General features: G+C 36.8%; 23 protein-coding genes. 2 read left to right on the top strand and 21 right to left on the bottom strand.

The window, feature by feature from the left end; genetic code table 11:
• From fapR to RYO55_RS01790, 4 genes are all read right to left on the bottom strand, one after another.
• Positions 1–561, bottom strand: coding sequence for a transcription factor FapR (gene fapR, locus RYO55_RS01805; RefSeq protein WP_295817144.1), 561 nt, complete (start codon positions 559–561; stop codon positions 1–3).
• 306 nt (positions 562–867) lie between these two features.
• Entirely contained in the window at positions 868–1044 is a 177-nt protein-coding gene (gene rpmF / locus RYO55_RS01800; protein WP_004693428.1) for a 50S ribosomal protein L32, read from the bottom strand.
• 25 nt (positions 1045–1069) lie between these two features.
• A complete protein-coding gene (locus RYO55_RS01795; RefSeq protein ID WP_038125328.1) occupies positions 1070–1582 on the bottom strand; it encodes a DUF177 domain-containing protein in 513 nt (170 codons plus the stop codon).
• A gap of 100 nt (positions 1583–1682) precedes the next feature.
• Entirely contained in the window at positions 1683–1817 is a 135-nt protein-coding gene (locus RYO55_RS01790) for a rubredoxin (RefSeq protein WP_004693422.1), read from the bottom strand.
• A gap of 546 nt (positions 1818–2363) precedes the next feature.
• Between RYO55_RS01790 and RYO55_RS01785 the strand changes: the two genes are divergently transcribed.
• Both RYO55_RS01785 and RYO55_RS01780 read left to right on the top strand, forming a co-directional pair.
• A complete protein-coding gene (locus tag RYO55_RS01785; protein ID WP_008713701.1) occupies positions 2364–3317 on the top strand; it encodes a nitronate monooxygenase in 954 nt (317 codons plus the stop codon).
• Positions 3318–3338: 21 nt separating this feature from the next.
• Complete coding sequence (locus RYO55_RS01780; protein ID WP_314983918.1) at positions 3339–3887, top strand: gamma carbonic anhydrase family protein; 549 nt, start codon at positions 3339–3341, stop codon at positions 3885–3887.
• 92 nt (positions 3888–3979) lie between these two features.
• Here the strand turns inward: RYO55_RS01780 and RYO55_RS01775 are convergent, their stop codons facing one another.
• From RYO55_RS01775 to RYO55_RS01695, 17 genes are all read right to left on the bottom strand, one after another.
• Entirely contained in the window at positions 3980–5218 is a 1239-nt protein-coding gene (locus RYO55_RS01775; RefSeq protein WP_314983916.1) for a chloride channel protein, read from the bottom strand.
• Positions 5219–5220: 2 nt separating this feature from the next.
• Positions 5221–5718: an anaerobic ribonucleoside-triphosphate reductase activating protein gene (gene nrdG, locus RYO55_RS01770; RefSeq protein WP_008713695.1), complete on the bottom strand. Its 498-nt coding sequence runs from the start codon at positions 5716–5718 to the stop codon at positions 5221–5223.
• Positions 5719–5966: 248 nt separating this feature from the next.
• On the bottom strand, positions 5967–8117 hold the full coding sequence (gene nrdD / locus RYO55_RS01765; protein ID WP_314983914.1) for an anaerobic ribonucleoside-triphosphate reductase: 2151 nt from the start codon (positions 8115–8117) through the stop codon (positions 5967–5969).
• A gap of 268 nt (positions 8118–8385) precedes the next feature.
• On the bottom strand, positions 8386–9189 hold the full coding sequence (locus RYO55_RS01760) for a CpsB/CapC family capsule biosynthesis tyrosine phosphatase (protein WP_314983913.1): 804 nt from the start codon (positions 9187–9189) through the stop codon (positions 8386–8388).
• 289 nt (positions 9190–9478) lie between these two features.
• Positions 9479–9913 carry a VanZ family protein gene (locus RYO55_RS01755; RefSeq protein ID WP_314983912.1) on the bottom strand — a complete coding sequence of 145 codons (435 nt, stop codon included), beginning with the start codon at positions 9911–9913 and terminating at the stop codon, positions 9479–9481.
• 36 nt (positions 9914–9949) lie between these two features.
• Positions 9950–11116 (bottom strand): nucleotide sugar dehydrogenase, encoded by a 1167-nt coding sequence (locus RYO55_RS01750; protein WP_314983911.1) that lies wholly within the window; start codon positions 11114–11116, stop codon positions 9950–9952.
• Positions 11117–12214 carry an NAD-dependent epimerase/dehydratase family protein gene (locus tag RYO55_RS01745; protein WP_314983910.1) on the bottom strand — a complete coding sequence of 366 codons (1098 nt, stop codon included), beginning with the start codon at positions 12212–12214 and terminating at the stop codon, positions 11117–11119.
• A 26-nt stretch (positions 12215–12240) separates the two neighbouring features.
• On the bottom strand, positions 12241–13692 hold the full coding sequence (locus tag RYO55_RS01740) for a lipopolysaccharide biosynthesis protein (protein ID WP_314983909.1): 1452 nt from the start codon (positions 13690–13692) through the stop codon (positions 12241–12243).
• A complete protein-coding gene (locus RYO55_RS01735; protein ID WP_314983908.1) occupies positions 13692–14831 on the bottom strand; it encodes a CapA family protein in 1140 nt (379 codons plus the stop codon). The genes RYO55_RS01740 and RYO55_RS01735 overlap by 1 nt, the downstream gene beginning before the upstream one ends.
• Positions 14809–15741, bottom strand: a complete 933-nt coding sequence (locus RYO55_RS01730) for an ATP-grasp fold amidoligase family protein (RefSeq protein ID WP_308521332.1) — start codon at positions 15739–15741, stop codon at positions 14809–14811. The genes RYO55_RS01735 and RYO55_RS01730 overlap by 23 nt, the downstream gene beginning before the upstream one ends.
• A complete protein-coding gene (locus RYO55_RS01725) occupies positions 15719–16960 on the bottom strand; it encodes an O-antigen ligase family protein (protein WP_314983907.1) in 1242 nt (413 codons plus the stop codon). The genes RYO55_RS01730 and RYO55_RS01725 overlap by 23 nt, the downstream gene beginning before the upstream one ends.
• A gap of 19 nt (positions 16961–16979) precedes the next feature.
• Positions 16980–18047 (bottom strand): glycosyltransferase, encoded by a 1068-nt coding sequence (locus RYO55_RS01720; RefSeq protein ID WP_314983906.1) that lies wholly within the window; start codon positions 18045–18047, stop codon positions 16980–16982.
• Positions 18044–19093 carry an NAD-dependent epimerase/dehydratase family protein gene (locus RYO55_RS01715; RefSeq protein WP_314983905.1) on the bottom strand — a complete coding sequence of 350 codons (1050 nt, stop codon included), beginning with the start codon at positions 19091–19093 and terminating at the stop codon, positions 18044–18046. The genes RYO55_RS01720 and RYO55_RS01715 overlap by 4 nt, the downstream gene beginning before the upstream one ends.
• A complete protein-coding gene (locus tag RYO55_RS01710) occupies positions 19086–19808 on the bottom strand; it encodes an IspD/TarI family cytidylyltransferase (RefSeq protein WP_314983904.1) in 723 nt (240 codons plus the stop codon). Before RYO55_RS01710 ends, RYO55_RS01715 begins: the two co-directional genes overlap by 8 nt.
• Before the next feature lie 9 nt (positions 19809–19817).
• Positions 19818–20684 (bottom strand): LicD family protein, encoded by an 867-nt coding sequence (locus RYO55_RS01705; RefSeq protein ID WP_314983902.1) that lies wholly within the window; start codon positions 20682–20684, stop codon positions 19818–19820.
• A gap of 11 nt (positions 20685–20695) precedes the next feature.
• Positions 20696–21382, bottom strand: a complete 687-nt coding sequence (locus RYO55_RS01700) for a sugar transferase (RefSeq protein ID WP_314983900.1) — start codon at positions 21380–21382, stop codon at positions 20696–20698.
• A complete protein-coding gene (locus RYO55_RS01695; protein WP_314983899.1) occupies positions 21376–22575 on the bottom strand; it encodes a DegT/DnrJ/EryC1/StrS family aminotransferase in 1200 nt (399 codons plus the stop codon). The genes RYO55_RS01700 and RYO55_RS01695 overlap by 7 nt, the downstream gene beginning before the upstream one ends.
• Between the last annotated feature and the right edge of the window lie 48 nt (positions 22576–22623).

Here is a 22623-nt window from a genome sequence, read left to right as displayed (position 1 = left end):
TTACACCCTATTCTCTACGGATTCCATAATAAATTTTGCGCGAAACACTTCTTTTATTTTATCTCTTATTATAACCCAAATAAAGAACTTATTACCTCGGCGACGAACAATTTCTGCTTTCGCTACCAAATTAGTACCAGATCCTACTGGGTTCTTATATTTTATATTTCCAACTTCCGCAGAGCAAACAGTCGTCCCCATAACCGCTTTTGCAAGGGAATTTGCTTGAGCATATAAATACTGCGGTTCTACATATCCGAATTGATCTTCCATATCAGCCGTAGTACGTAACATAGATAATGCTTGGTGCCCCTCGGTGACATCAATCAATTCACCAACCACTTCATATGATACATGTTCTACCATTTCATGTGATTGACCTGTAGCCATAACACGAATGCGTTCACGCAATTCAGGAATACCCAATTCTAGTCGATCGAGACGAATTGTTGGCACACTTACACCAAAGTGTGTTGCCAATTCTTCATCAGTAAGAAATGGCGTAATATTCAGTTTTTCTTGTAACTGTTTCTGGCGCTCTTGCTTCTTTAACCGACTCATGGGACCACCTTTTATGACCTAGTATTAATATTACATCCTAAGTATATACAATAATTCCCTTATTGGCAAGACTTTTCATACATATAGTAAGAAATTTTCATAGCATATACAAAATATAGTTGTTTTTTATATTTTAGTATTTTTGTTTATAAAAAATAAAAATGTATCACCATCTTATAGAATAATCTTACTATAAAATAGTGACACACTTGCTATTGATAACGAAACATATAAAATTATGAGTGTATAATTTGAAAGTATATAAAAAAGACGCCTACTAGGTAGGCGTCTTTCTCCACTCACATATTAAGCATTAGCTACTACTTGTTCACCTTTATAGTGACCACATGTAGGGCAAACACGATGAGGCATCTTAGGTTCGTGGCATTGTGGGCATGCTACATAACCAGGAGCTTCTAATTTCCAATTAGCACGACGACGATCGCGACGGCATTTAGACAATCTACGTTTAGGTACTGCCATTATCTGCACCTCCTTAGTACAATCATTAGGATAATCTATCATCTTTCTCATCAAGCAAAGCACGCAACTCTGCAAATCGAGGATCCACCACAAAGGATTCACAAGAACAAGGTGAAACATTCAAATTTGCTCCGCAATGAACGCACAATCCTTTGCAATCATCCTGACATAACACTTGAGAGGGCTCATTGATGATTAATGTATCCCTAATTAGTTCAGTTAAGTCAATTTCTTCTCCATCAAAAGAATTCACATCATCCGCAGCATCCCGACAATCACTAAAGATTTCCTCAAAAAAATCTTTTCGATAATGTTCTGTTGTATTTAAACAACGGGAACAATCATAATTGCCTTTAGACTGAATCGAACCTTGAACGATGTAATTTTGACCATCAAACCAAAACTCACCACTAATGGTTATATCATGACGGCTCCAAGGAAAAGCAGTTACGTCACCAAGCTCAGAGGCTGATATCGTATAGCTATAAGGAAATTTCTTTCCTATATGTTCTTTTGCTTGCTCTACTTGCAGTTTCATAATCTTACCTCGACTCATAATATTATAAACATGACATGGTGCTTTGTCAAATAAAAAAGACTATCTCAAGTGGACTTAAGATAGCCTTTTGGTAAGTCAATTACATTTTTTCGAATTGGTCTTTACCAACACCGCAAATAGGGCAAACATAATCAGCTGGTTGATCTTCGAATTTTACGCCTTCAACAGCTTCGTCATAAACCCAACCACATACTACGCATACATATTTTTCCATGTGTATTTCCTCCTTCACTTGAAAATTATTGTTTAATGTTTATCTTTAATTAATTCAGATACTCTATCTGTAATGTAGTATATCAAAGACATCGAAACTTTTCAATACTCATTTTCTTATTTTCTCATTTTTTATAATATTTAATAATCATAGATACTATGCGGTTTTCTACTACTCAACTCATTTGAAATATATTATCATTTAGTTTTTTATCTTTAGACTACTGCTAAACAGTTTATTCTAATCTGATAATTAGAAATTAATTCTGAAAACATATTGTTTAAATAAATAGCTATAATAACCTTATCTAAGGTGTACATAATTACTATATTATACTATTATATAGAGAAGAGATTATATGATTACATATAATCTCCAAACAATAATAAGCTTAATCTCTTTAGTATATAAGTATATACTGATATATTCTTGACTTTATTAATGCTCTATTTCTTATATAAGAAAATAAAATTATTCTTATATAAAATTCTCGTATAAAGGTTTAATAAAGTTTCAGTAAATTTAATTGTTATCATAGGAGGCTTTATGAGAACAGCGTTAACACAACTTTTACAAATCGAATATCCTATTATCCAAGGCGCTATGGCTTGGGTATCTGAACACAAACTAGTTGCTGCCGTAGCTAATGCAGGTGCTACAGGTGTAATTGCTCTTGGTGGTCGTGATGCAGAATGGACGCGCAACGAAATTCGTGCCTGTAAAAACTTAACGGATAAGCCTTTCGGAGTCAACCTCATGTTAATGGCTCCTAATAAAGACGAACTAGTGGATATTATCATTGAAGAAAAGCCTGCATTTGTAACACTTGGAGCAGGCAATCCTGTACCATATATTAAACCATTGCAAGATGCAGGCATTAAAGTTATCCCAGTAGTTCCATCTCTAAAACTTGCTAAACGTATTGAAGAAGCTGGTGCTGATGCAATTATTATTGAGGGTATGGAAGCCGGTGGACATATCGGTAGCCAAACAACCATGTCCTTAATGGAAAATATTTTACCTGAGATTTCTATTCCTGTTGTTGTAGCAGGCGCTATCGTAGATGGTCGTGGTATTGCAGCAGCATTGTTGATGGGAGCTGAAGGTGTACAAATGGGTTCCCGTTTTTTGTTAGCTGAAGAATGTCAAGCCCACATAAATATGAAAGAAGCAATTATCAAAGCCACAGATACAGACTCTGTTGTAACAGGTCTGCTCTCCGGCCACGGTGGAGTACGTAGCTTAAAAAACGAATTCACTACGCGTTACTTAGCTGCCGAAACAGATGGTGTTACTACTCCTGAAGAACGCACCAAAATGTCCCAAGGCACTAACAAACGTGCTGCTATCGATGGTGATGTTGTAAATGGTGCCGTACAAGTTGGACAGGGTTTGAACCGACTTACTACTATTGAACCTGCTCACACTATAGTACAAACAGTAATGAACGAAGCTATCATGTCTATTCGTAAAGCACAACGTCTTATTGAAATCGTATAATTAATAAATTAGGAGTTCCTTATGTTACCATTTCACGGAAAATACCCCAAATTAGATCCTAAAAGTTGTGTTATGCCTGGTGCAGAACTTGCAGGTGATGTTGAACTAAAAGAATATGCTTCCATTTGGCAAAACTGTGCACTTCGCGGTGATGTAAATAAAATCGTAGTAGGTCGCTATTCTAATGTACAGGATAACTCTGTATTACACGTTGATGATGACAAGGCTTGCATCCTCGGTGATTATGTTACAATCGGCCATGGTGCAATCGTACACGCTAGTACCATTGAAGACAATGTATTAGTTGGAATGGGTGCTATTGTATTGAGTGGCTGCCACATCGGTTCCGGCTCTATTATCGCCGCTGGTGCAGTCTTAAAAGAAAATACTGTGATTCCACCTAACTCTTTAGTTGTTGGAATTCCAGCTCGCATAGCTCGTACAGATGATACGCAAATTGAACGTATTCACAATCAAGCTCTAAAATATAAACACTTATGGACTGTAGAATACGGCATGCTTCCTGATGCGGGTGGCGAGGAATACGATAAGAACGCAAAAATTGTATAATTACATATACATTAAAAGCGGATAGTTGATTAACTCAACTATCCGCTTCTTTTCTATATATTATATTCACTTTTATTAACTACTATTTAGCGTTACTTAGCGCTATTTAATTTTGATTGAATGATTTGCTCTACCATAAGAGCAGTCCCCATTGTTAAAGCTATAGGAAACAACAGCTCTACAGAGAAACGAGATAATTCAAGCATAAATACACAAGATGTCATAGGCATTTTTTGTGCAAGGCCCAAGAATACTACGGCCCCTACAAAAGCAGCCATACCTAAAGATATCGGCGCTACTGCAATAGACCATACAGTGCCAAATACGATGGCTAAAGTGCTACCTAACATCATAGATGGAGTAATACGACCACCATAAGCGCCAGCCGCCAGAGCGAGCAAAACGGCTATCCATTTAGATCCAAATAGACCTAATGCATAAGTCCATGTTATATCGTTTGTAAAGGTCAACTCATTACCAGCTTTACCATTTCCAAGAATTTCAGGAAAATACATAGCTAAGGCACCAATTAGTGTAAATGCTACGATAGAAATAGGAATCATTACAGGACTACTACGATGAATGGCAGGTAGCTTACTTTGTGTAATATTAAATAAAACAACACCAATTGCAATAATAGCGCCTAAAACGATAGAAAACTCTACATAATGACTCCCTAAACTAGGTTGTGCCATTGTATATTGAATGACATCTCCTACACCAGCTTGTCGCGTCACAAATGTAGCCAAGCCACAACATAATAGGGCTGCACTCATAGCACGTACATTCCAAGTAAGAAGCAAAGTTTCTAATGTAAAAATTGCCGCAGATAATGGTGAATTATAAACTGCAGCTAGGCCAGCACCTGCAGCACATGCAATTAATAATTGACGGTCTTCTTGCTTTATATCAAAATGTTTCACTAGAAAGGTGGTAATACCAGCGCTAGCCTCACGAGGTGCAACTTCTCGACCTAATGGAGAACCAATACCTACCGTAATTATTTGCAGTGTTGCATGTAAAACAGTAGTAATTGGATTCATATCCATTTTACCAGAAACTGCCGTTTTTATATCTACAATGCCTTTACCATATCGGTGAATTAAAACCCAACCGATGCCACCTACGACACCACAAATAATCAAAGGTATAAAACGTTCTATAGGCGATACGCGAGCTACAGCAGCACCAAAACTCAGATGATCCGCAGTAGAATAGTTATATACAAAATGTTGAATTCCATGCATTAAATGCGTATAAGAGGCCCCTACAAGTCCAGCTATAAAGCCAACTATAATAATGAGACCTATCAATCGTTTATCAAAAGCCATACTTACTCCATTGCTAATACAATTTCCCCAGCCGCTAATGTCTTTTTAACATCTATAATGCGTTGATTCGATGATCCTCTGAAGCGCAATGCAGGGTCCTTAAGTTCGTCTACAAAACGACCATCTACGAGAATGTCAATTTCTTGTAATAAGGCACTTCGTAACTCATCTACTAAGATATCATCTATTTCATAGCCTGAATAGGCCCAAATCTTCTTTTCTGGCGCCGCTGCACGAACAGCTCTCACCACCGGTAATAGGCCTTGTACATTTTGAAATGGCTCCCCACCTAGTAATGTTAACCCTGAACATGTAGGATTCTTCACATAGGAAACTACTAAATCTGTCTCAGCTTGCGTCCACACCTTACCGGCATTAAAATCTTGGTATTCTTCGTTAAAACAATTATAACAACAATGTGTACACCCTGTTACAAATATAGATGTACGAATCCCTTCTCCATTGGCAATATCATATTGTCTTATTTGCCCATATCTCATCATAACCTCCATAGTAGTGCCTATCAACTTTGATTAACACTATATAGATATATTTCAATTTCTCATATATACAGTAAAAGCTGTGCCTTAGGCACAGCTTTTAGCATTTACAGAACTATCGTATTTAGAATTAAAACCGTATCTATTAAAATATCCACATCATTAGATATCTATGATAATTATATTAATCTATATAACAGTTTATCTTAATATATAGAATAATTATTAAAACTATACCTCTAATAATCTTAAATATGCATTACACGATCTTTAATTTCCTTTGTGCGCCCTTCATTCCAGAAGTTTTCACCAAGGTATCCACAAGTACGACGGATAACAGTTAATTTATCGCGATTTGTATTGTGACAACGAGGGCATTCCCACTCGTTATGTTCATTTACCTTAATTTCTCCATCAAAGCCACATTCGTGACAATAGTCAGACTTGGTATTAAATTCAGCATAAGAAATATGATCATAAATATATTGAATCATCGTCAAAACAGCTGGAATATTATTAGTCATATTAGGAATTTCCGCATAGGAAATACAGCCACCGGTAGATTTCTTTTGAAACTCAGATTCAAAAGAAAACTTATCAAATACATTAATCTCTTCTCGTACGCTTACATGATAACTATTAGTATAATAACCTTTATCCGTAATGTCCTCAATAATACCAAAGCGAGCGCGATCCAAAGAAGAGAATCGATGGGTTAAACTTTCAGCAGGTGTACCATATAATGCGAACCCCATGTTATGTTTAATTCGCCATTCATCAACAGCTGCATTTAAACGATCCATAACCTTCATCGCAAAAACACGACCTTTCTCGCCCGTATTCGATTCACCGGTAATTAAGCGAGTTGCTTCATAAATACCAATATATCCCAAGGAAATAGTCGCATAGCCGCCAGTCAAGAATTTAGCAATTTTCTCGCCTTTTTTAAGTCTTGCAATGGCACCGTGTTGCCAATGGATTGGCGACACATCGCTCACTACGTCCTTAAGTAATTCATAACGAAGCATTAGAGCTTTTTCTGCTAACTCAAGTCGTTTATCTAAAATTTCAAAATATCGTTCTTCACTACCTCGGGCTAGAATGCCGATTTGAGGTAAGTTCAAGCTTACTACACCAATGTTAAAACGTCCATCAAACTTGTATTCACCATTTTCATCCTTCCAAGGAGATAAGAAGGATCGACACCCCATAGGACTAAAGACATTACCTGAGTAGTTTTCCTTCATTTTTTTCGCAGAAATATAATCAGGGTACATACGCTTAGCTGTACATTGTGCTGCCAATTCAGTTAAGTAATAGTATGGACTATCTGGGGTTACATTATGCTCATCAAGAACATAAATCAGCTTAGGAAAGGCTGGTGTAATATATACATCAGCTTCGTTTTTTACACCTTTAATACGTTGGCGCAAAATTTCTTCTGTAATAAGAGCCGCTTCCTTCGCGTATTCATAGTCTGGTTGGAAATACATAAATAATGTAACAAATGGAGATTGACCATTTGTAGTCATCAATGTATTAATTTGGTATTGAATAGTTTGAATACCATCTTTAACCTCTTTACGCGTACGTTTCCACGCAATTTCACGAGCCTTTTCCATATTAGGCTCCATGCCGTAAATCTCAACTTGCTCTTCAATAACATTATTGAGGATTTTTTCATAAGATTTACGTACGAATGGTGCCAAAATACGATCAATACCATTAATACTTTGACCACCATATTGACCAGATGCTACTTGTGCAATAATTTGTGTTGTTACAGTACAAGCAACTTGGAAGGACTTAGGAGTATCGATTTTCTTACCATTGATTACTGTACCATTTGTAAGCATGTCTTCCAAATTAATTAAGCAACAGTTAAACATAGGTTGAATAATATAATCCATATCATGGAAGTGGATGGCCCCACTATCATGAGCTTCTAAAATATCGGTAGGAATCAATTTACGACGAGCAATGTCTTTAGATACTTCACCAGCAATTAAATCCCGTTGGGTAGATACTATAGCAGCATCCTTATTAGAGTTTTCATCAAGAACACTTATATTACTACGATCTAATAAACCAATTACATCATCATCAGTTGTATTTTGACGACGTTTAAAAGCTTGAACAGCTTTGTAACCTTCATAGGCACGTGCCGTTGCAGGATTATGATACTCAATCAACTTATAATACACTTGATCTTCAATAGCATAAATTGTCATGTCTTTTTGAAGCTTAGTAGCATATTCCTCAATTTCATTTGCAATACGCTGTGCCAAGCCCTCTTCGTACAACCCTGTACTACTATGTTCAGCCTTTTCAATAGCCAAAGCAATCTTGTTCTTGTCGAATGGTACCTTTGTGCCATCTCGCTTAATGACCTGCAACATATTGGCAACCTCCCCATCTTGTTACTGCCAAAATATATGTTAAGACGTATAAAAAGTATGGCAAATCACACTTTTTATAAATTTATATGTAAAAATGTGAAGAATTATTAGAAAAACCCTCTATTTTTACTGCCTTCTCAGTATACTATATATGGTGGTTGTTTTCAACCCCAAATACAACATAAAGTAAAAATAGGCTCTCCTCTCTATGCCAATATGACATGGATAAAAGAACCTATTATGACATGGATAAAAGAACCTATATAAATTATAATGCAAAGCCAAATAGACGAGTCAAGAAATTACCCTTTTTCCCTACCCAACTAGATGGGACAGAAGGATAAAATGTGCGATTAGCTAAGAGGTCCCGTTCATTAAGATGGATATTTGGTAACAAATCTTTTTTATACGTATTGTCTAATTTAGAAATTGCTTCCACATAACCTTGGTACGCCTCGACATCACAGCCATTGCTGTAACCAGTGCCAAAGAAATGAATTAAACCATTGCGATATAATTCAATAGCCCTATCATAGTTAGCGTTACCATGATTAAAAGATGCCATATTACATTGAATCAGAATACCTTTATCAACCCATTCTAATAATTGTTCAGGTTTAGTAAATAATTGTCCATAAGTTTCTACTTCACTAATAATAGGTACAATACCCATATCTAGTAGACTTAACAACCATGCATTAATATGATGCACTTTGCTATTTTGTGGAAGAGCAACTAATATAAAATGGCTATCTCCCAACGTATATTGATTGCGATGAAAGACTATATATTCAACCATTTCATCACAAAGCATTACGCGAGCTCCACTGTGAATAGTTACATCTACTAGCTGTTCCTTAATCGCAACTTTTACTTCATTAATTAAAGATTTCATAGCATTCCATGCATTCAGATCCATAGATACTGTAACATCTGGCGTACTAAAAATATCTGTAATACCTTGTTTAGACAAGGACTTAATCATTTTTACTGATTCTGCCATTGTTTGAGGCCCTTGTGGACCTAACACAGCTGGCAAAATACAACCATGTAAATCAACCACGCGACTCATAATCTTTCCCTTCTACTTTCGATTCTCTTTTCAAAAATCGACCTCTTATATAAAGTTCATGTTATTCTCACTTAACCTTAGAATTCATTTTACATTCACGATTATAACAAGGGACTAGTCGCTTGTATAGTGGTTTTTCTATAAAAATAAATAAATTATTATATGCTCATTTAATACAATTTTTATACATTCATTTATCCTTCATAAAATATGACTCATAATCTCTATGATTATGAGTCATATTTTACGCATCATTATATTAATATTTTTTTAATTTTTAAATGTACTTTTATCTTTTATCATGACTAATATAATAAGCTAATTTTACTACCGATATACCAATAATTATACCAATTGTATCAATCAATACATCAGAAAGTTGAGAGCTGCGACCTAGAGAAAATAATTGTATAAATTCGTCTAGACTAGCTATTACTATACCCACTCCTATAGTCTTTACTACTGTGCCATATTCAATATAACGTCGTAGAACTACATATAAAACACCACCAAGGATTGTGAACTCTGTTAGGTGGGCTAATTTTCGAACAATCCTATTTAAGGCCCATATATTTCCGTAAAAGCCTAATTTATCAGCTATAGGAGCAAGCCACTCCGCAAAAATAAGACTAAACCCATCAGAGGTTCCTCCATTTTGCAAGGAATTATCCCATATAAAAAACACAATCAGACCTAACACAATATATAGTATCCAACGTTTCATACTACTCTCCTAAACGCCACAATACATATAGCTGTATTAATCTCTATCAAAAATATCTCTTGTATAAACTTTATCTTTTACACCTTCTAAGCTATTATCCCAGCGATTAGCTACAATGACATCACTGACACGCTTAAAGTCTTCAAAGTTACGAATAACTGGCGAGTTGAAGAAATCTTCTGCATCTAGTGTAGGTTCATATACTACTACAGCAATGCCCTTCGCCTTAATACGTTTCATAACACCTTGAATCGCTGACGCTCTAAAGTTATCAGAGTTCATTTTCATGGTCAAGCGATAGATACCAACAATTTTCGGATTTTTAGCAATAATAGTATCTGCCACATGATCTTTACGTGTTCTATTCGCATCGACAATGGCAGAAATCAAGTTTTGTGGTACATCATTATAGTTAGCTAATAATTGTTTTGTATCTTTTGGCAAGCAATAACCACCATAGCCAAAGGAAGGATTATTATAAAAATCTCCAATACGAGGATCTAAACAAACCCCCTTAATAATTTGACTTGTGCTAAGGCCACGTACTTCAGCATAGGAGTCTAACTCATTAAAATACGCTACACGTAATGCTAAATACGTATTAGCAAACAATTTAATTGCTTCCGCTTCCGTAGAATCAGTATATAATTGTGGGATATTTTCTTTAATAGCACCATCTGCTAATAATTGACCAAAGCGATGAGCGCGTTCAGAGTCCTCACCTACAACAATACGAGATGGATACAGGTTATCGTATAAGGCTTTACCTTCTCGCAAGAATTCTGGGGAGAAGATTAAATTTTCGGTTTTAAGCGCTTCACGCATTTGTACAGTATAACCTACCGGTACAGTTGATTTAATAATCATTACCGCATCAGGATTAATTTCTAAAACGGTTTTAATGACTTGCTCAACAGAAGATGTATCAAAGAAGTTTTTTTGTGGATCATAGTTTGTAGGTGTAGAAATAATTACATACTCAGCACCTGTAAACGCTTCCACAGGATCTAATGTAGCTTTAAAGTTTAATTCTTTAGTGGCTAAATATTCTTGCAATTCCGCATCTACAATAGGTGCTGCCTTGCGATTTAACATATCCACTTTTTCTGGGATGATATCGAGGGCTACCACCTCATTATGTTGTGCTAATAATACGCCATTGGAAAGGCCTACATAGCCTGTACCAGCAATTGCAATCTTCATTTATTTGCCCTCCGTCATATAGAAATCTTTATACCATATGGCAAAACGTCTTAAACCTTCACGTAACGTTGTATTAGGTTTAAAACCAAAGTCAGCTTCTAATGCACTCGTATCAGCATATGTAACAGGTACATCACCTGGTTGCATAGCCACTAACTCTTTATGTTCTTCAAAATTATAATCCTCTGGTAATACCCCGGCAGATACTAATTCCTCTGAAAGAATGCGCACAAAATCAAGCAGATTTTCTGGGTTGCTATTACCGATGTTATAAATAGCGTACGGCGGCACTGGTAAGCCATCCGCACCATTACGACGCTCTGGCGCAGTAGACATAACCTTAGTTACACCTTCTACGATATCATCAATATATGTGAAATCACGCTTACAATTGCCGTAGTTGAAGATTTTAATTGTCCCTCCACTGCGCAATGTATTTGTAAAACCAAAGTACGCCATATCTGGGCGACCTGCAGGACCATAAACCGTAAAGAATCTAAGTCCTGTACTTGGAATGTTATAAAGCTTTGCATAGGAATATGCTAATAACTCATTTGATTTTTTTGTAGCTGCATAAAGAGATACAGGATTATCTACCTTATCATCTGTAGAGTATGGGATTTGTTTATTCGCACCATATACAGAGGAAGATGAAGCATATACTAAATGCTCCACACCACTTTCACCATCGTCATAAGAGTGACGACAAGCCTCTAAAATATTATAGAACCCAATAATATTAGCCTCTATATAAGCATCAGGGTTAGTAATGGAATAACGAACCCCTGCTTGAGCTGCTAGATTGACTACAACTCGTGGTTTATATACATCAAAAATTTCATCAATAAAAGCCTTATCTGCAATATTTCCTTTTTTAAAAATCCATGTATTTTTATTGTCTTTGCTAATCTCGTCAATTTGTTGCAAACGATACTCTTTCAAGGCTACATCGTAGTAATCATTAACAGAATCTATGCCGATTATTTGAGTTCCTTCTGCTTCAGATAAGAGAGACATAACTAAGTTAGCCCCTACAAATCCAGCGGCTCCCGTTACGAGGATTACCGTGTTGTTTAAATCTACATTTTTTGAAAGCATATGTACTCCTTTCATAGTTCTGTTAATTATGAGCGTCTTACTTTACCTAAAACTTTATTAACACCAGAAACAATAATAGTACGCTCAGATGGAATGATACACAAAATAGCCACATACAATAGAACGCATAACAGCATACAAGCTATCGTCCACCACACCGTATCATATAGATGTAAAACACTATATGCTATCCCCCCAACTATCGATGCGGTAATAAGATATACACTAATATTAGATAATATACGGAGCACACTCATATTGACGAACAGTGCCAAGAACAACATAGCTACAGCGAGCATTTCCATTCGCACTATGGAGCGAGCATACACAAAGGTAGTGAAATCATATTGAATACAAATATAAATAACTGGTATTAAAACAACTAAATGTAAAACTTGAGTCCAGAACGATAGGTTTGGCAAGCCTTTAGCACGGAATATTTCAGAAATTAGATTCGCTGTAATAGTCATAATAGCCGAACTCAATGCCCAAGAACCTAATACAATACCCGCTAACTTCCATTGAGGACCTAATAATAGATGAACTACAAAATCTTGAAATACAAATAATCCTACCCCTATAGGCACTAGGAATAAAGCCATATAGCGTTGGAAAGTAAAAAATGTATTCGAAAAGGCCTGTTGATCATGCTGTACTCGGCTTAAGGCCGCGAATAATACTGGTGCCAATGATGCTGTGGCCATAGCCATGACGGTAGTAACAATAGCCATTGGCATCTTATATATACCCAAATAATACGCATCAAGACATCGACTAATGATAAATGTATCTACCCAGGCTGTAAGCCATATAGAAAATGCTTCTGCTAAAGACCATGCACTATAACTAAACATTTTCATAAAGATGCGACCGCTAAAGAATAAATTAATTTGATTTTTTCGACTCTTTAATAAGGCCAACGCCGTAAATAACTGGGCTCCTAATATACCAGCAATTAAAGACCAGTAATCGTAGCCCATAAGCGCCATTGGTATAGATATCAATATAGGTGTAAGAATTGTTATGAGCCTAATATTTAGAAGAAACTTAAAATTAAAGTCTCTTCGATACAATGCCATTTGAACACTACTAAAGGCAGATAAAGGAATCATAGCCCCCATCACAGCTAAAGGTATACCTAAACCATCATTACCTACTAAGATGGCCAATTCATCACGACCTATTATGATAGCGCCCCATAAAAGTAAAGAAAATACTAGGTTGGCAATAAAGGCCACATCTGTGGCCTCTTGCTTCTCTTGGGCACTTTCAAACTCATGCTGAACGAGAAATTTTTGAAAACCTGCATCAGCAAGCATTTCTGCAAAAGATATAACCATCATAATCGTCGCCAATATGCCGAATGCGGTCGGTGCTAACATATGGGCCAATATTATATTTGTCAGTGGTGTAATAAGCTTTGCTAAAACCTCTGTAATAACAGACCATTTAGCAGCAGCTACGATTTTAGTATCCATTATTTCTTATTGATATTCTTAACGCCTCTCAAGAATAATTCGTGATGAGCTTCACATTCCAAGTAGTTTTGTATTGCTAAATAACTTGTATTACCTAAAATAAGTTCTACTAGTTTTCGTCCAACTAAAGCATTAATAGCACGTACAATAAATGATCTACCCAAAAATTCACGCAAATAACGTTTTACATGAGTATCAGCAAAATCCTTATAAGCTTGAATCACAAAGTGAGGATCTTTAATTTCTTCACTGCGTTTTCTATAAGCCTTTAATGTTTCTGCAGCTTCAACTTCTGTGGCGAGTCGTGTACCATTATCAGTTCTGCGAATAGGCAATTCAGACACCACAAAATCATCCTTAGTAACCTCTACCGTAACTAACATCGCATCTTTTACAAATTCTTGATGGTTTACAAAGAAATCGGAATTGAAGATAAAGTTGCCTTGACCATAGATAATAGAGCTACCATTATAGTTTTCTCGAGAACCAATACAGTGACTATGTTGACAAACAACAAGATTTGCACCTTTATCGACAAACTTACGACAATAACGTTGTAACATTGGGGATGGATAGCGATAGAATTCCTTGCCGCCGTGATATAGAACGATGACGTAGTCGCATTGTGCCTTTAAAGCTTCCACTTCGTCAAAGCTTTCTAACACATCAAAAGGATTGGCCCCCATTGTGTGACAAGTAGCCATGGTAAACTCATTCTCAGTGCACATATAGAAGCCTATACGTACGCCATCTTTTTCAAAGATAAATGGCTTCTTTGCTTCCTTCAAATTAGCACCGGCCCCAGCATGAGCAATATCATGTTGTTTCAACAAGTTTAATGTTGTTGTTAAGCCTTCCACACCTTGATCTAAGGAGTGATTATTAGCTAATGTTAAGAAAATAGGTTCTAAAGCTTTATAGCCATAAACGGTCTTAGACGGAGCAATCAAATTATTACCAAATTTTACAATTGGTGTTTTTGCATCAGTAAGAGGCACTTCTAAATTAAAAACATTAAAGTCAGATTGCTTAAGAATCTCATACAGCTCTTTACCTACTAATGCTTCCCCTTTACCCTCTTTAAATAAACTTTTATTGATATCCGTAGGAACAAAATCAGCTCCGATGTACAGTTTCAAGATGTAACCACTCCCCTAATTCATAATCTTTTGACATAGGACGAAACTTTTCTAATCCAGCACCAGGGAAAAATGTTAACTCTCCAATAAATAGGCGCCCTTTTATTTCATAAAAATCAACACGTAAAAACGGACAATCCTTACTTAGCTCAGCGGTGAGACGTTTCATCTCCTCATAAGTAGCTGGCTTCGGAAACTCCAAAGGTAATGGAGGATAATGACCAAAATGAATCCCCATAGGCTCCCAATTAATATCATAGAAGTTCATACGCGTTTCTGTCTTTGAAAAGCGATCTGAACATACCACGGTTAGCTTTGGTTCTCCATGGAAGGAATACATCTTATAGTCCAATAAATCATCATTGCCCAATTCTGAAATATATTCTTCCGCTATAATGCGACGCAGCACATTTTGATAAGGCCATTCTCTGGCAATTTTAGAGTAATCACGTTTTAGAGATGCGCTTAGCTTCGCTTTAGCCGCTTCGAAGTCGAAAGATGATTTGTCTTTACAAATTACGATACCTCCACTATCATGAGTTGACTTCAACACAAATTGATTTGGCAATGCATCAATATCGATATCCTCTACCGAATCCCATACAGCAAGTGTAGGAATAATATATTGATTTCCCACACGTTCCGCAATAAAGTGTTTTGCTTCATGCTTATCAACCATGACAGTTTGAATAGGATTCCGGTAATTGACTTTAAGCCATTGTAACTTTTCACTAAAAGTTTTAGGATTCTCTAAATCTAGAGGATACCCCATATATTTAGGGAATACCTTCTTTAAAAAGTCTTCATCAGCCAAAGAGTCATAATAACCTGATTTAATTAACACTCTTGTACGATAGTAGGGTTTTGTTAAAAAGGACATACCAACTTTACACAATTTGCTGAGCTTCATTTTTACGTCCTTTCCGAAGAATTTGCACCTCTAAATAAAACAACATCATATAAAAATAAGTACTCTTACTTTCATAAGAAACCATACCCATATCCATAACAATTTGTGAAAGGAATAAAATGAGTACCATTATATATTCATTACTATGTATATCGCGATAGCGAATTAAATTATAGGCTACATATAGATACATTGAATAATATGCTATTAAACCAATAACACCCGTGCCAGCTAATAACTCAATATAATTGTTATGCAAGTAGTAATTATCTTTACCATACACGAAAAAAGTATATACAGATGGATTATTGATACCTACACCAGTTATGGGAGATTGATAAAATAAGTCCCATCCAATATCTACCAAAGCTAAACGAATAATAGTAGATGAGTCACCACCCGTACCTGTAAAGGCTTCCATCATGTTAGACATACGATCTAATACTTCAGCAAACATCGGCAATTGCAATACAGCAACACCTACGATAGTAACCCCTAACAGAGAACCAATAATTTTAGCAATTGAATTGATTACATTAGCACTGCGTAAGCTTTTAAAAATAAAAAGTAATACTGTACCTGCTGCAACGAATACAAGAGCCTTACGACTGCCTGTAGCAGCAAGAATACCAAGTGTTGGTAATGCAATAACATGCCACCATCGAGGGCGATCATATAACATGTAATACAAGGTCATTACAATAGCATTAGCCCCCAAAAGACCTACTGTATTCGCATTTAATGCATCATTGGCAATACGCGCTGAAGATGACAAAACAGTAATGAAATAATCTAAACCGTAGAAAAAAACGGTATAAAAACAAACTATATAGCCTGTCCACATGCCAAGCTTCAGTAATGTATCTACCGATTTTTTATCTTGATAGCACATGTATAAAATGATGAGCATAAAGAATATCTTGACCATATCAAAACTTCGACTCATAGCTACAGATGTATCTGTAGCATTAATTGCGCTCAAATAACAGACTCCAATAAAGAGCAGCATGTAACCATGCATCCAATTAAACCGTAGCTTAATAACGCCTTGTTCTCTTATGATATAAAAAATAATGAGCCCAAATAAACATACAAATAATACATACGCACCATAGTTCGCATCGCCAAGGGCAAAGGAAATGGTCAACGACAACACTAAAAAGATTAGAGTTATGAACCATATCATGCGGTCAGCAAGAGCCGTAATATTTAACTTCAATGGTTCCCCTCCTTACAACTCATAAAACTTCTAACCAACGTTTAGCGATTTTCCATAGTGGAAATTCATCGCGTACTTTGATGGCTTCCTGTGAGAGCTTATCTGCTAGTGCAGGATCTTTTAATATACTGCGCATAGCTTCATACATAGCCTGCGTATCACCTACAGGCACTAGGATACCATTCTCTCCACTTTTAATTACCATGCGAGCACCGCCTACAGGACAGTCTGTAACTACTGCCGGCAGCCCCATGCCCAATGCTTCCAACATAGAATTTGAAATGCCTTCAAAATCAGAAGATGATACAAACATGGAACAAGGAGCTACCTTTTCTAAAATATTGCTAGCAAAGCCAGGCAATAAAACGCGATCTTCTAAATTAAGAGATTTAATTTGAGCTCGTAGTTCATCCTCTAATACACCTTGACCATAAATAACGAGTTTATATTCTGGAAACTCATCTGCCAACATACTAAAGGCATTGATCATCATAGGCAAATTCTTTTGTGGATGCAAACGACAAGCTGTAACGATTGTCTTCTCTCGTTCCCCTTCTATGGGTGGTGGCAATTTACCATTAATAGGATTTGGTATGATAACACCACGATTTTGCACAGATTTTGGAAAATAAGAACGAGCATCTTCCGTCTGAAATACTAGTGCATCTGCAAATCTAAAGGCAAAGTTGCGCAATGCTTGTTGATGCCAACCAATGGGAACTTTACGTGGATTATTGCGCTCAGAAAACACAATGCGATTTTTTATAAACCAAGAGCTAATCGCTAAGATAAAACTAGATGCAGACAAGAAAGATAAGCATGTCGCATTTGGTCTAGTCTTTAATATTTTGATTAGTTCTTTTATTTCTTGCATAAAACGAATGACTTTATTAGAGCTTGTAGTATGGATTTCAATTTGTTCAATACTTTCCTCTAACACATATTCATTACCATATCGATTAGGGCTTGTTTGGATAACCGTAATATGATGACCATCATGTACCCACTGACGAGCCAACTCTGTTAATATTCGTTCAGCCCCATCATTACCAAGGGAGATGGTGACAATTATTATTTCCTTTTTCATAAGCCTTCCTCTTGGATATATTCAGCTAGTCTTATATAAGCTTGTGCCATTGATACCTTAGGTTGCCAACCGAGGGATTTTAACTTCTTAGAACTTAAAAACATATGCACTGTCGGCGCATAGCCAAGCCCTTGCACATCGTTTGGAATATCAAAGATAACTTCACTCTTATCATTGCTAACATGAGTTGCGACTAAATGAGCAATGCTTGCAATAGAACGCGTCTCCTCATCATGACAAACATTATATGCTTCACCAGGTACCCCTGATTTTAAAAGAGTTAAAAGCCCAGTTAAGGCATCAGTAATATAGCAATAATTCGACATAGAATCGCCCTTTGTATGAAGTATAATGGCTTCTCTTTTAATAGCACTCTTAGTGAACTGCATAAAAACGCGATTATCAGCTACTGGAACACCTGGCCCAAAAGTTTGAGCTAGTCTAGCTATTACAACAGGAACGCCATACTCCACAGTATAGGACTTGCAATAACATTCACAAAGTCTTTTGCTTTCGGAGTAGGAGCTACGAACGTTTAGATGATCCAAATAGCCTATTCTTTCCTCTGTCATAACTTGGCCAGACTCATAGGGTACCCCATATTGCTCCATACTGGATAAGTAAACTAGTTTCTTTACCTTTTGACGGCGACCTAACTCAAGCATGGCCTCCGTACCATAAATAGAGGTACGGATAGTTTCTACAGGATGTTCTACAAAAAACTTGGACTGTGTTGGTGCAGCTCCATGCAAAATATAATCACATGGCACATCAATAGATTCTAATGAACCATCCACTAGAGCTAACGATTTATTATCTAAATACTCACCAAAAATGTTTTTTGCCTTTTCATGGCTTCGCACATGACCAATCACGCTTAAATCCAGGTCATGAGTCTCATTAGCAAGTATAAGTAATTTTATAAACATCGATCCAATAAGCCCCGTTGCACCTGTTATAAGAATGCGTTGATGACGGAGGAAATGAAAGTATTTTTTTTCATGTACTAAAGCCGTTAACTCACGTTGAATAACGGAATTACTCATCTTCTAATCCTCCTAGTTCACGGTTTTTAATAATACCCGTAAACATATAATAATCAGACGGTGTTGTAATTTTTATATTTTCAGGTTCCCCTAACACAGGATATAAAGTATAACCATAGTGCATCATCATCGATGCGGAATCAATAAAGTCATGAATACCCTCATCTTTTGCACGATTATGAACTGATATAATATCATCTAATCTAAAGCTCTGTGGAGCTTTAGCCATAAGACATTCATTGCGATTTAAAATGTGCTTAATAGAACCATTTTGGGTAACCATAACCGTTTCGATAGCTGGAGTAACAGTAATGGCAGACCCCTTTGATTCTACAGATTCAATGTTTCTCTCTATAGTAGAATTATCTACAAGTGGACGAACCCCATCATGAATCAATACAGTCACCGCGTCATCAGGAAATAAACGCTTAGTCTCTACTAGCCCATTATATTGGGATTCCAAAGCACTTTCACCACCAGGCACAATGGATAATACCTTTTGTAGCCCCGCCTTTTCTATGAGTTGCTTTGTATGATCAATCCATTCTGCTTTACAGGCAAGAACAATCCCATCAATAGTCTCCGTTTGTTCAAATACATCTAAGGTTTGAATCAAAATCGGTCTACCGTTCCATTCTAAAAATTGTTTTGGCGTCTTACTGTTTTTCATACGAGCACCTACGCCACCCGCAAAGATTACTGCTATTCGTTTCATAGGCCCTCCTTATGGTTGAGCTTCTTTCTTAGCATAATGTATGCCTTTATACTCCTTGTAAGGTGTGTGTAAATCAGCAAATACTGCATCATGTTTTGCTACACGTTGCTCTACAGGTGGTAATTGCATATAGTCGCCCCAAATGAGACGCAAATATCTCTCATACCCTTTCATAACAGGTATTTGATGACCTTCAAAGTCTTTATATACAACAGAAGCAAAGTCCTCTCTAGGATGACGTAGCTTCATACCTTTTAAGCTACCGATTAACTCCGTACACTCATCACTCGTATCAAAGTCGTATTGAGTCATTCTCTTTTCTGCAAATCGCCAAATATGATAGCGTATAGACTGACTGGAAAAGATTTTATAAATATAGCCAGCTAAAGCGCGGTATGTAGGTCCTTTGTTATCTGGTAAACGCTGTGCATTAAAAAGTGCAAACGTCATGGCCCACATCAACTGCAATACACGATTAATTTTGCCTGGTGCACAGCCATCGATAGGCATAATTTCAAGTGCCAAACCATGACAAACATCTTCATACATACTATGACAATTGATAAAGGTTGTATGATTATCTCTAATAGATGCTCCTGCATCATGATAGATGTGATTTCGATCGGTACGACAATACGTAAATCGTTTAGTATCAGCATATTTTGGCCATAATTCAGCTAACCTTTCATAATCTGGACGAGGCATGAAAAGATCTAAGTCATCATCCCAAGGGATAAAGCCGTTATGACGTATAGCCCCAATGAGACCACCGCCGCAAAGATAAAAGCGCAAATTATGTTTATCACAGAACTCTTTAAAGTACAGTAACATATTCAGCTCTTTTTCTTGTATTTCCTTTGTCATAGATGTACTCATAGGGACCTCTTTCAACGTAATACAGCTAAAACTGTATCAATCATCGTTTTTATATCTTGTAAAAAGGAAAATTCCTTAATACTCTTTAAATTCCAAGCCATCTTGCTCGGTAAAACCTCATTTATATAGACTTCATCAACATTCTGAGCATTTTGTAAAAGCTGATCTTCATCTTTGTAGGCAATGCTGGCTACACTCGTTACACCAGCTGGTAATAACAACGTAGCTTTCATCTCATCCGTATAGGCTTCTACATATCGTGGTACCTCCGGTCTTGTGCCCACAAAGCTCATATCTCCTAAGAGAATGTTGATGAGCTGAGGCAGTTCATCGAGACGACAGCTGCGAAGCATATTGCCTACCTTCGTAACGCGCATATCATTTTGTGATGTTACTTGAGCACCAAGGGATTCCGCATTTTTTACCATAGTACGGAATTTATAGATGCCAAAGGTACGACCGTACTGTGTCACTCGAATTTGACGAAAAAAAACCTCTCCCTCACTATCTCGTTTAATCATGATGGCTAGTATCAAGAATATAGGGCTTAATGTAATAAGCATTCCCGCTGCCATTACGCGGTCAAAAATGCTTTTACAAAGAAGGCTTGTACGTCTTTGATTTAATATTTCAAAATAGGGACGAACCGCTTCACACTGTAGCTCTTGTGGTAGATCATGAAAGTTTTTTACTAACATTCGGTAATAATCCTTTTAAACTGTTCAATGATATATTGCACCTCATCGTCTGTAAGAAGCGTATGAAGTGGCAATGTAATTTCATTCTTAAACTGGTCATAAGCATTTGGATAGTCATCGATTGTAAAGCCTAAGTTTTTATAAGCAGTATGCATTGGAATTGGCTTATAATGGACATTCGTCGCAATGCCAGCCTCAGCCATAGCTTCAATAACCTTATTGCGGTATTGCGCATCACGGCCATCTAAACGGACTAAATACAAGTGACCACTACTTTCATGCTCAACTGTATAATGGCTCAACAATGTAACAGGTAAATCTTTCAAACCTGTATCGTAAGCTTCAATAATCTCCTTACGACGAGCTAAAAGTTTTGGATATCGTTCTAATTGAGCCAAACCGATAGCCGCCATAATATCCGTCATATTACATTTGTAATATGTGCCCTTGATATCATATTCCCATGCACCAGCTTTTGTTTTAGCAAGCGCATCTTTATCCTGACCATGTAAGGATAACAATTGGAATTGCTTGTAGATAGCTTCATCGTCATAACCATCTATGTGGCGCCATGAAGCACAACCCCCTTCAGCAGTAGTAAAGTTTTTTACTGCATGAAAGGAAAAGCTGCTAAAATCGGCTACATTACCTGTTGGCACCCCTTTATAAGAAGCACCAAAAGAATGCGCACAGTCCGCTACGATAGGAATATGACCTAATGCTGATTGAATATCATTAGATGGTGTAAAGAGAGATTTCTTTTCCTCCACAATAGATCGCAAACGTTCATAATTACAAGGCACACCCGCAATATCTACAGGGATGATAGCCTTTGTTTTTGGTGTGATAGCTCGGGCAACTGCATCGTAATCCATTTCATAGGAGTCTTTTTGTGTATCAACAAGCACTAAAGTAGCACCTACATGAACTACAGGACTCGCACTAGCTGTATAGGAATAAGCACTAGTTATTACTTCGTCTCCAGGTCCAATTCCCAATACGCGAAGGGACATTTCAAGCGCTGCAGTAGCAGAATTTAAGCAAACAGATTTAGGTGTGCCCAACTGTTCAGCAATCTTTTTCTCTAGCTCTTTAGTACGAGGACCTGTCGTAATCCACCCACTTTTTAAGGCTTCAACGACTTCATTGATTTCTAACTCTGTAATATCTGGAGGAGAAAAATTAATTCTCATATAAATCACCTCAATACTTTCTGTACCATATTGATACGCTTGATTTAT

Source organism: uncultured Veillonella sp., assembly GCF_963551295.1.
Lineage (GTDB): Bacteria > Bacillota > Negativicutes > Veillonellales > Veillonellaceae > Veillonella.
This window is presented reverse-complemented; position numbering and strand designations above follow the sequence as displayed.

What these genes read in the sequence shown, in the direction of transcription:
- fapR (WP_295817144.1), bottom strand. Translation starts at nt 561, where the DNA reads ATGAGTCGGTTAAAGAAGCAAGAGCGCCAGAAACAGTTACAAGAAAAA.
- rpmF (WP_004693428.1), bottom strand. Translation starts at nt 1,044, where the DNA reads ATGGCAGTACCTAAACGTAGATTGTCTAAATGCCGTCGCGATCGTCGT.
- RYO55_RS01795 (WP_038125328.1), bottom strand. Translation starts at nt 1,582, where the DNA reads ATGAAACTGCAAGTAGAGCAAGCAAAAGAACATATAGGAAAGAAATTT.
- RYO55_RS01790 (WP_004693422.1), bottom strand. Translation starts at nt 1,817, where the DNA reads ATGGAAAAATATGTATGCGTAGTATGTGGTTGGGTTTATGACGAAGCT.
- RYO55_RS01785 (WP_008713701.1), top strand. Translation starts at nt 2,364, where the DNA reads ATGAGAACAGCGTTAACACAACTTTTACAAATCGAATATCCTATTATC.
- RYO55_RS01780 (WP_314983918.1), top strand. Translation starts at nt 3,339, where the DNA reads ATGTTACCATTTCACGGAAAATACCCCAAATTAGATCCTAAAAGTTGT.
- RYO55_RS01775 (WP_314983916.1), bottom strand. Translation starts at nt 5,218, where the DNA reads ATGGCTTTTGATAAACGATTGATAGGTCTCATTATTATAGTTGGCTTT.
- nrdG (WP_008713695.1), bottom strand. Translation starts at nt 5,718, where the DNA reads ATGAGATATGGGCAAATAAGACAATATGATATTGCCAATGGAGAAGGG.
- nrdD (WP_314983914.1), bottom strand. Translation starts at nt 8,117, where the DNA reads ATGTTGCAGGTCATTAAGCGAGATGGCACAAAGGTACCATTCGACAAG.
- RYO55_RS01760 (WP_314983913.1), bottom strand. Translation starts at nt 9,189, where the DNA reads ATGAGTCGCGTGGTTGATTTACATGGTTGTATTTTGCCAGCTGTGTTA.
- RYO55_RS01755 (WP_314983912.1), bottom strand. Translation starts at nt 9,913, where the DNA reads ATGAAACGTTGGATACTATATATTGTGTTAGGTCTGATTGTGTTTTTT.
- RYO55_RS01750 (WP_314983911.1), bottom strand. Translation starts at nt 11,116, where the DNA reads ATGAAGATTGCAATTGCTGGTACAGGCTATGTAGGCCTTTCCAATGGC.
- RYO55_RS01745 (WP_314983910.1), bottom strand. Translation starts at nt 12,214, where the DNA reads ATGCTTTCAAAAAATGTAGATTTAAACAACACGGTAATCCTCGTAACG.
- RYO55_RS01740 (WP_314983909.1), bottom strand. Translation starts at nt 13,692, where the DNA reads ATGGATACTAAAATCGTAGCTGCTGCTAAATGGTCTGTTATTACAGAG.
- RYO55_RS01730 (WP_308521332.1), bottom strand. Translation starts at nt 15,741, where the DNA reads ATGAAGCTCAGCAAATTGTGTAAAGTTGGTATGTCCTTTTTAACAAAA.
- RYO55_RS01720 (WP_314983906.1), bottom strand. Translation starts at nt 18,047, where the DNA reads ATGAAAAAGGAAATAATAATTGTCACCATCTCCCTTGGTAATGATGGG.
- RYO55_RS01715 (WP_314983905.1), bottom strand. Translation starts at nt 19,093, where the DNA reads ATGAGTAATTCCGTTATTCAACGTGAGTTAACGGCTTTAGTACATGAA.
- RYO55_RS01710 (WP_314983904.1), bottom strand. Translation starts at nt 19,808, where the DNA reads ATGAAACGAATAGCAGTAATCTTTGCGGGTGGCGTAGGTGCTCGTATG.
- RYO55_RS01705 (WP_314983902.1), bottom strand. Translation starts at nt 20,684, where the DNA reads ATGAGTACATCTATGACAAAGGAAATACAAGAAAAAGAGCTGAATATG.
- RYO55_RS01700 (WP_314983900.1), bottom strand. Translation starts at nt 21,382, where the DNA reads ATGTTAGTAAAAAACTTTCATGATCTACCACAAGAGCTACAGTGTGAA.
- RYO55_RS01695 (WP_314983899.1), bottom strand. Translation starts at nt 22,575, where the DNA reads ATGAGAATTAATTTTTCTCCTCCAGATATTACAGAGTTAGAAATCAAT.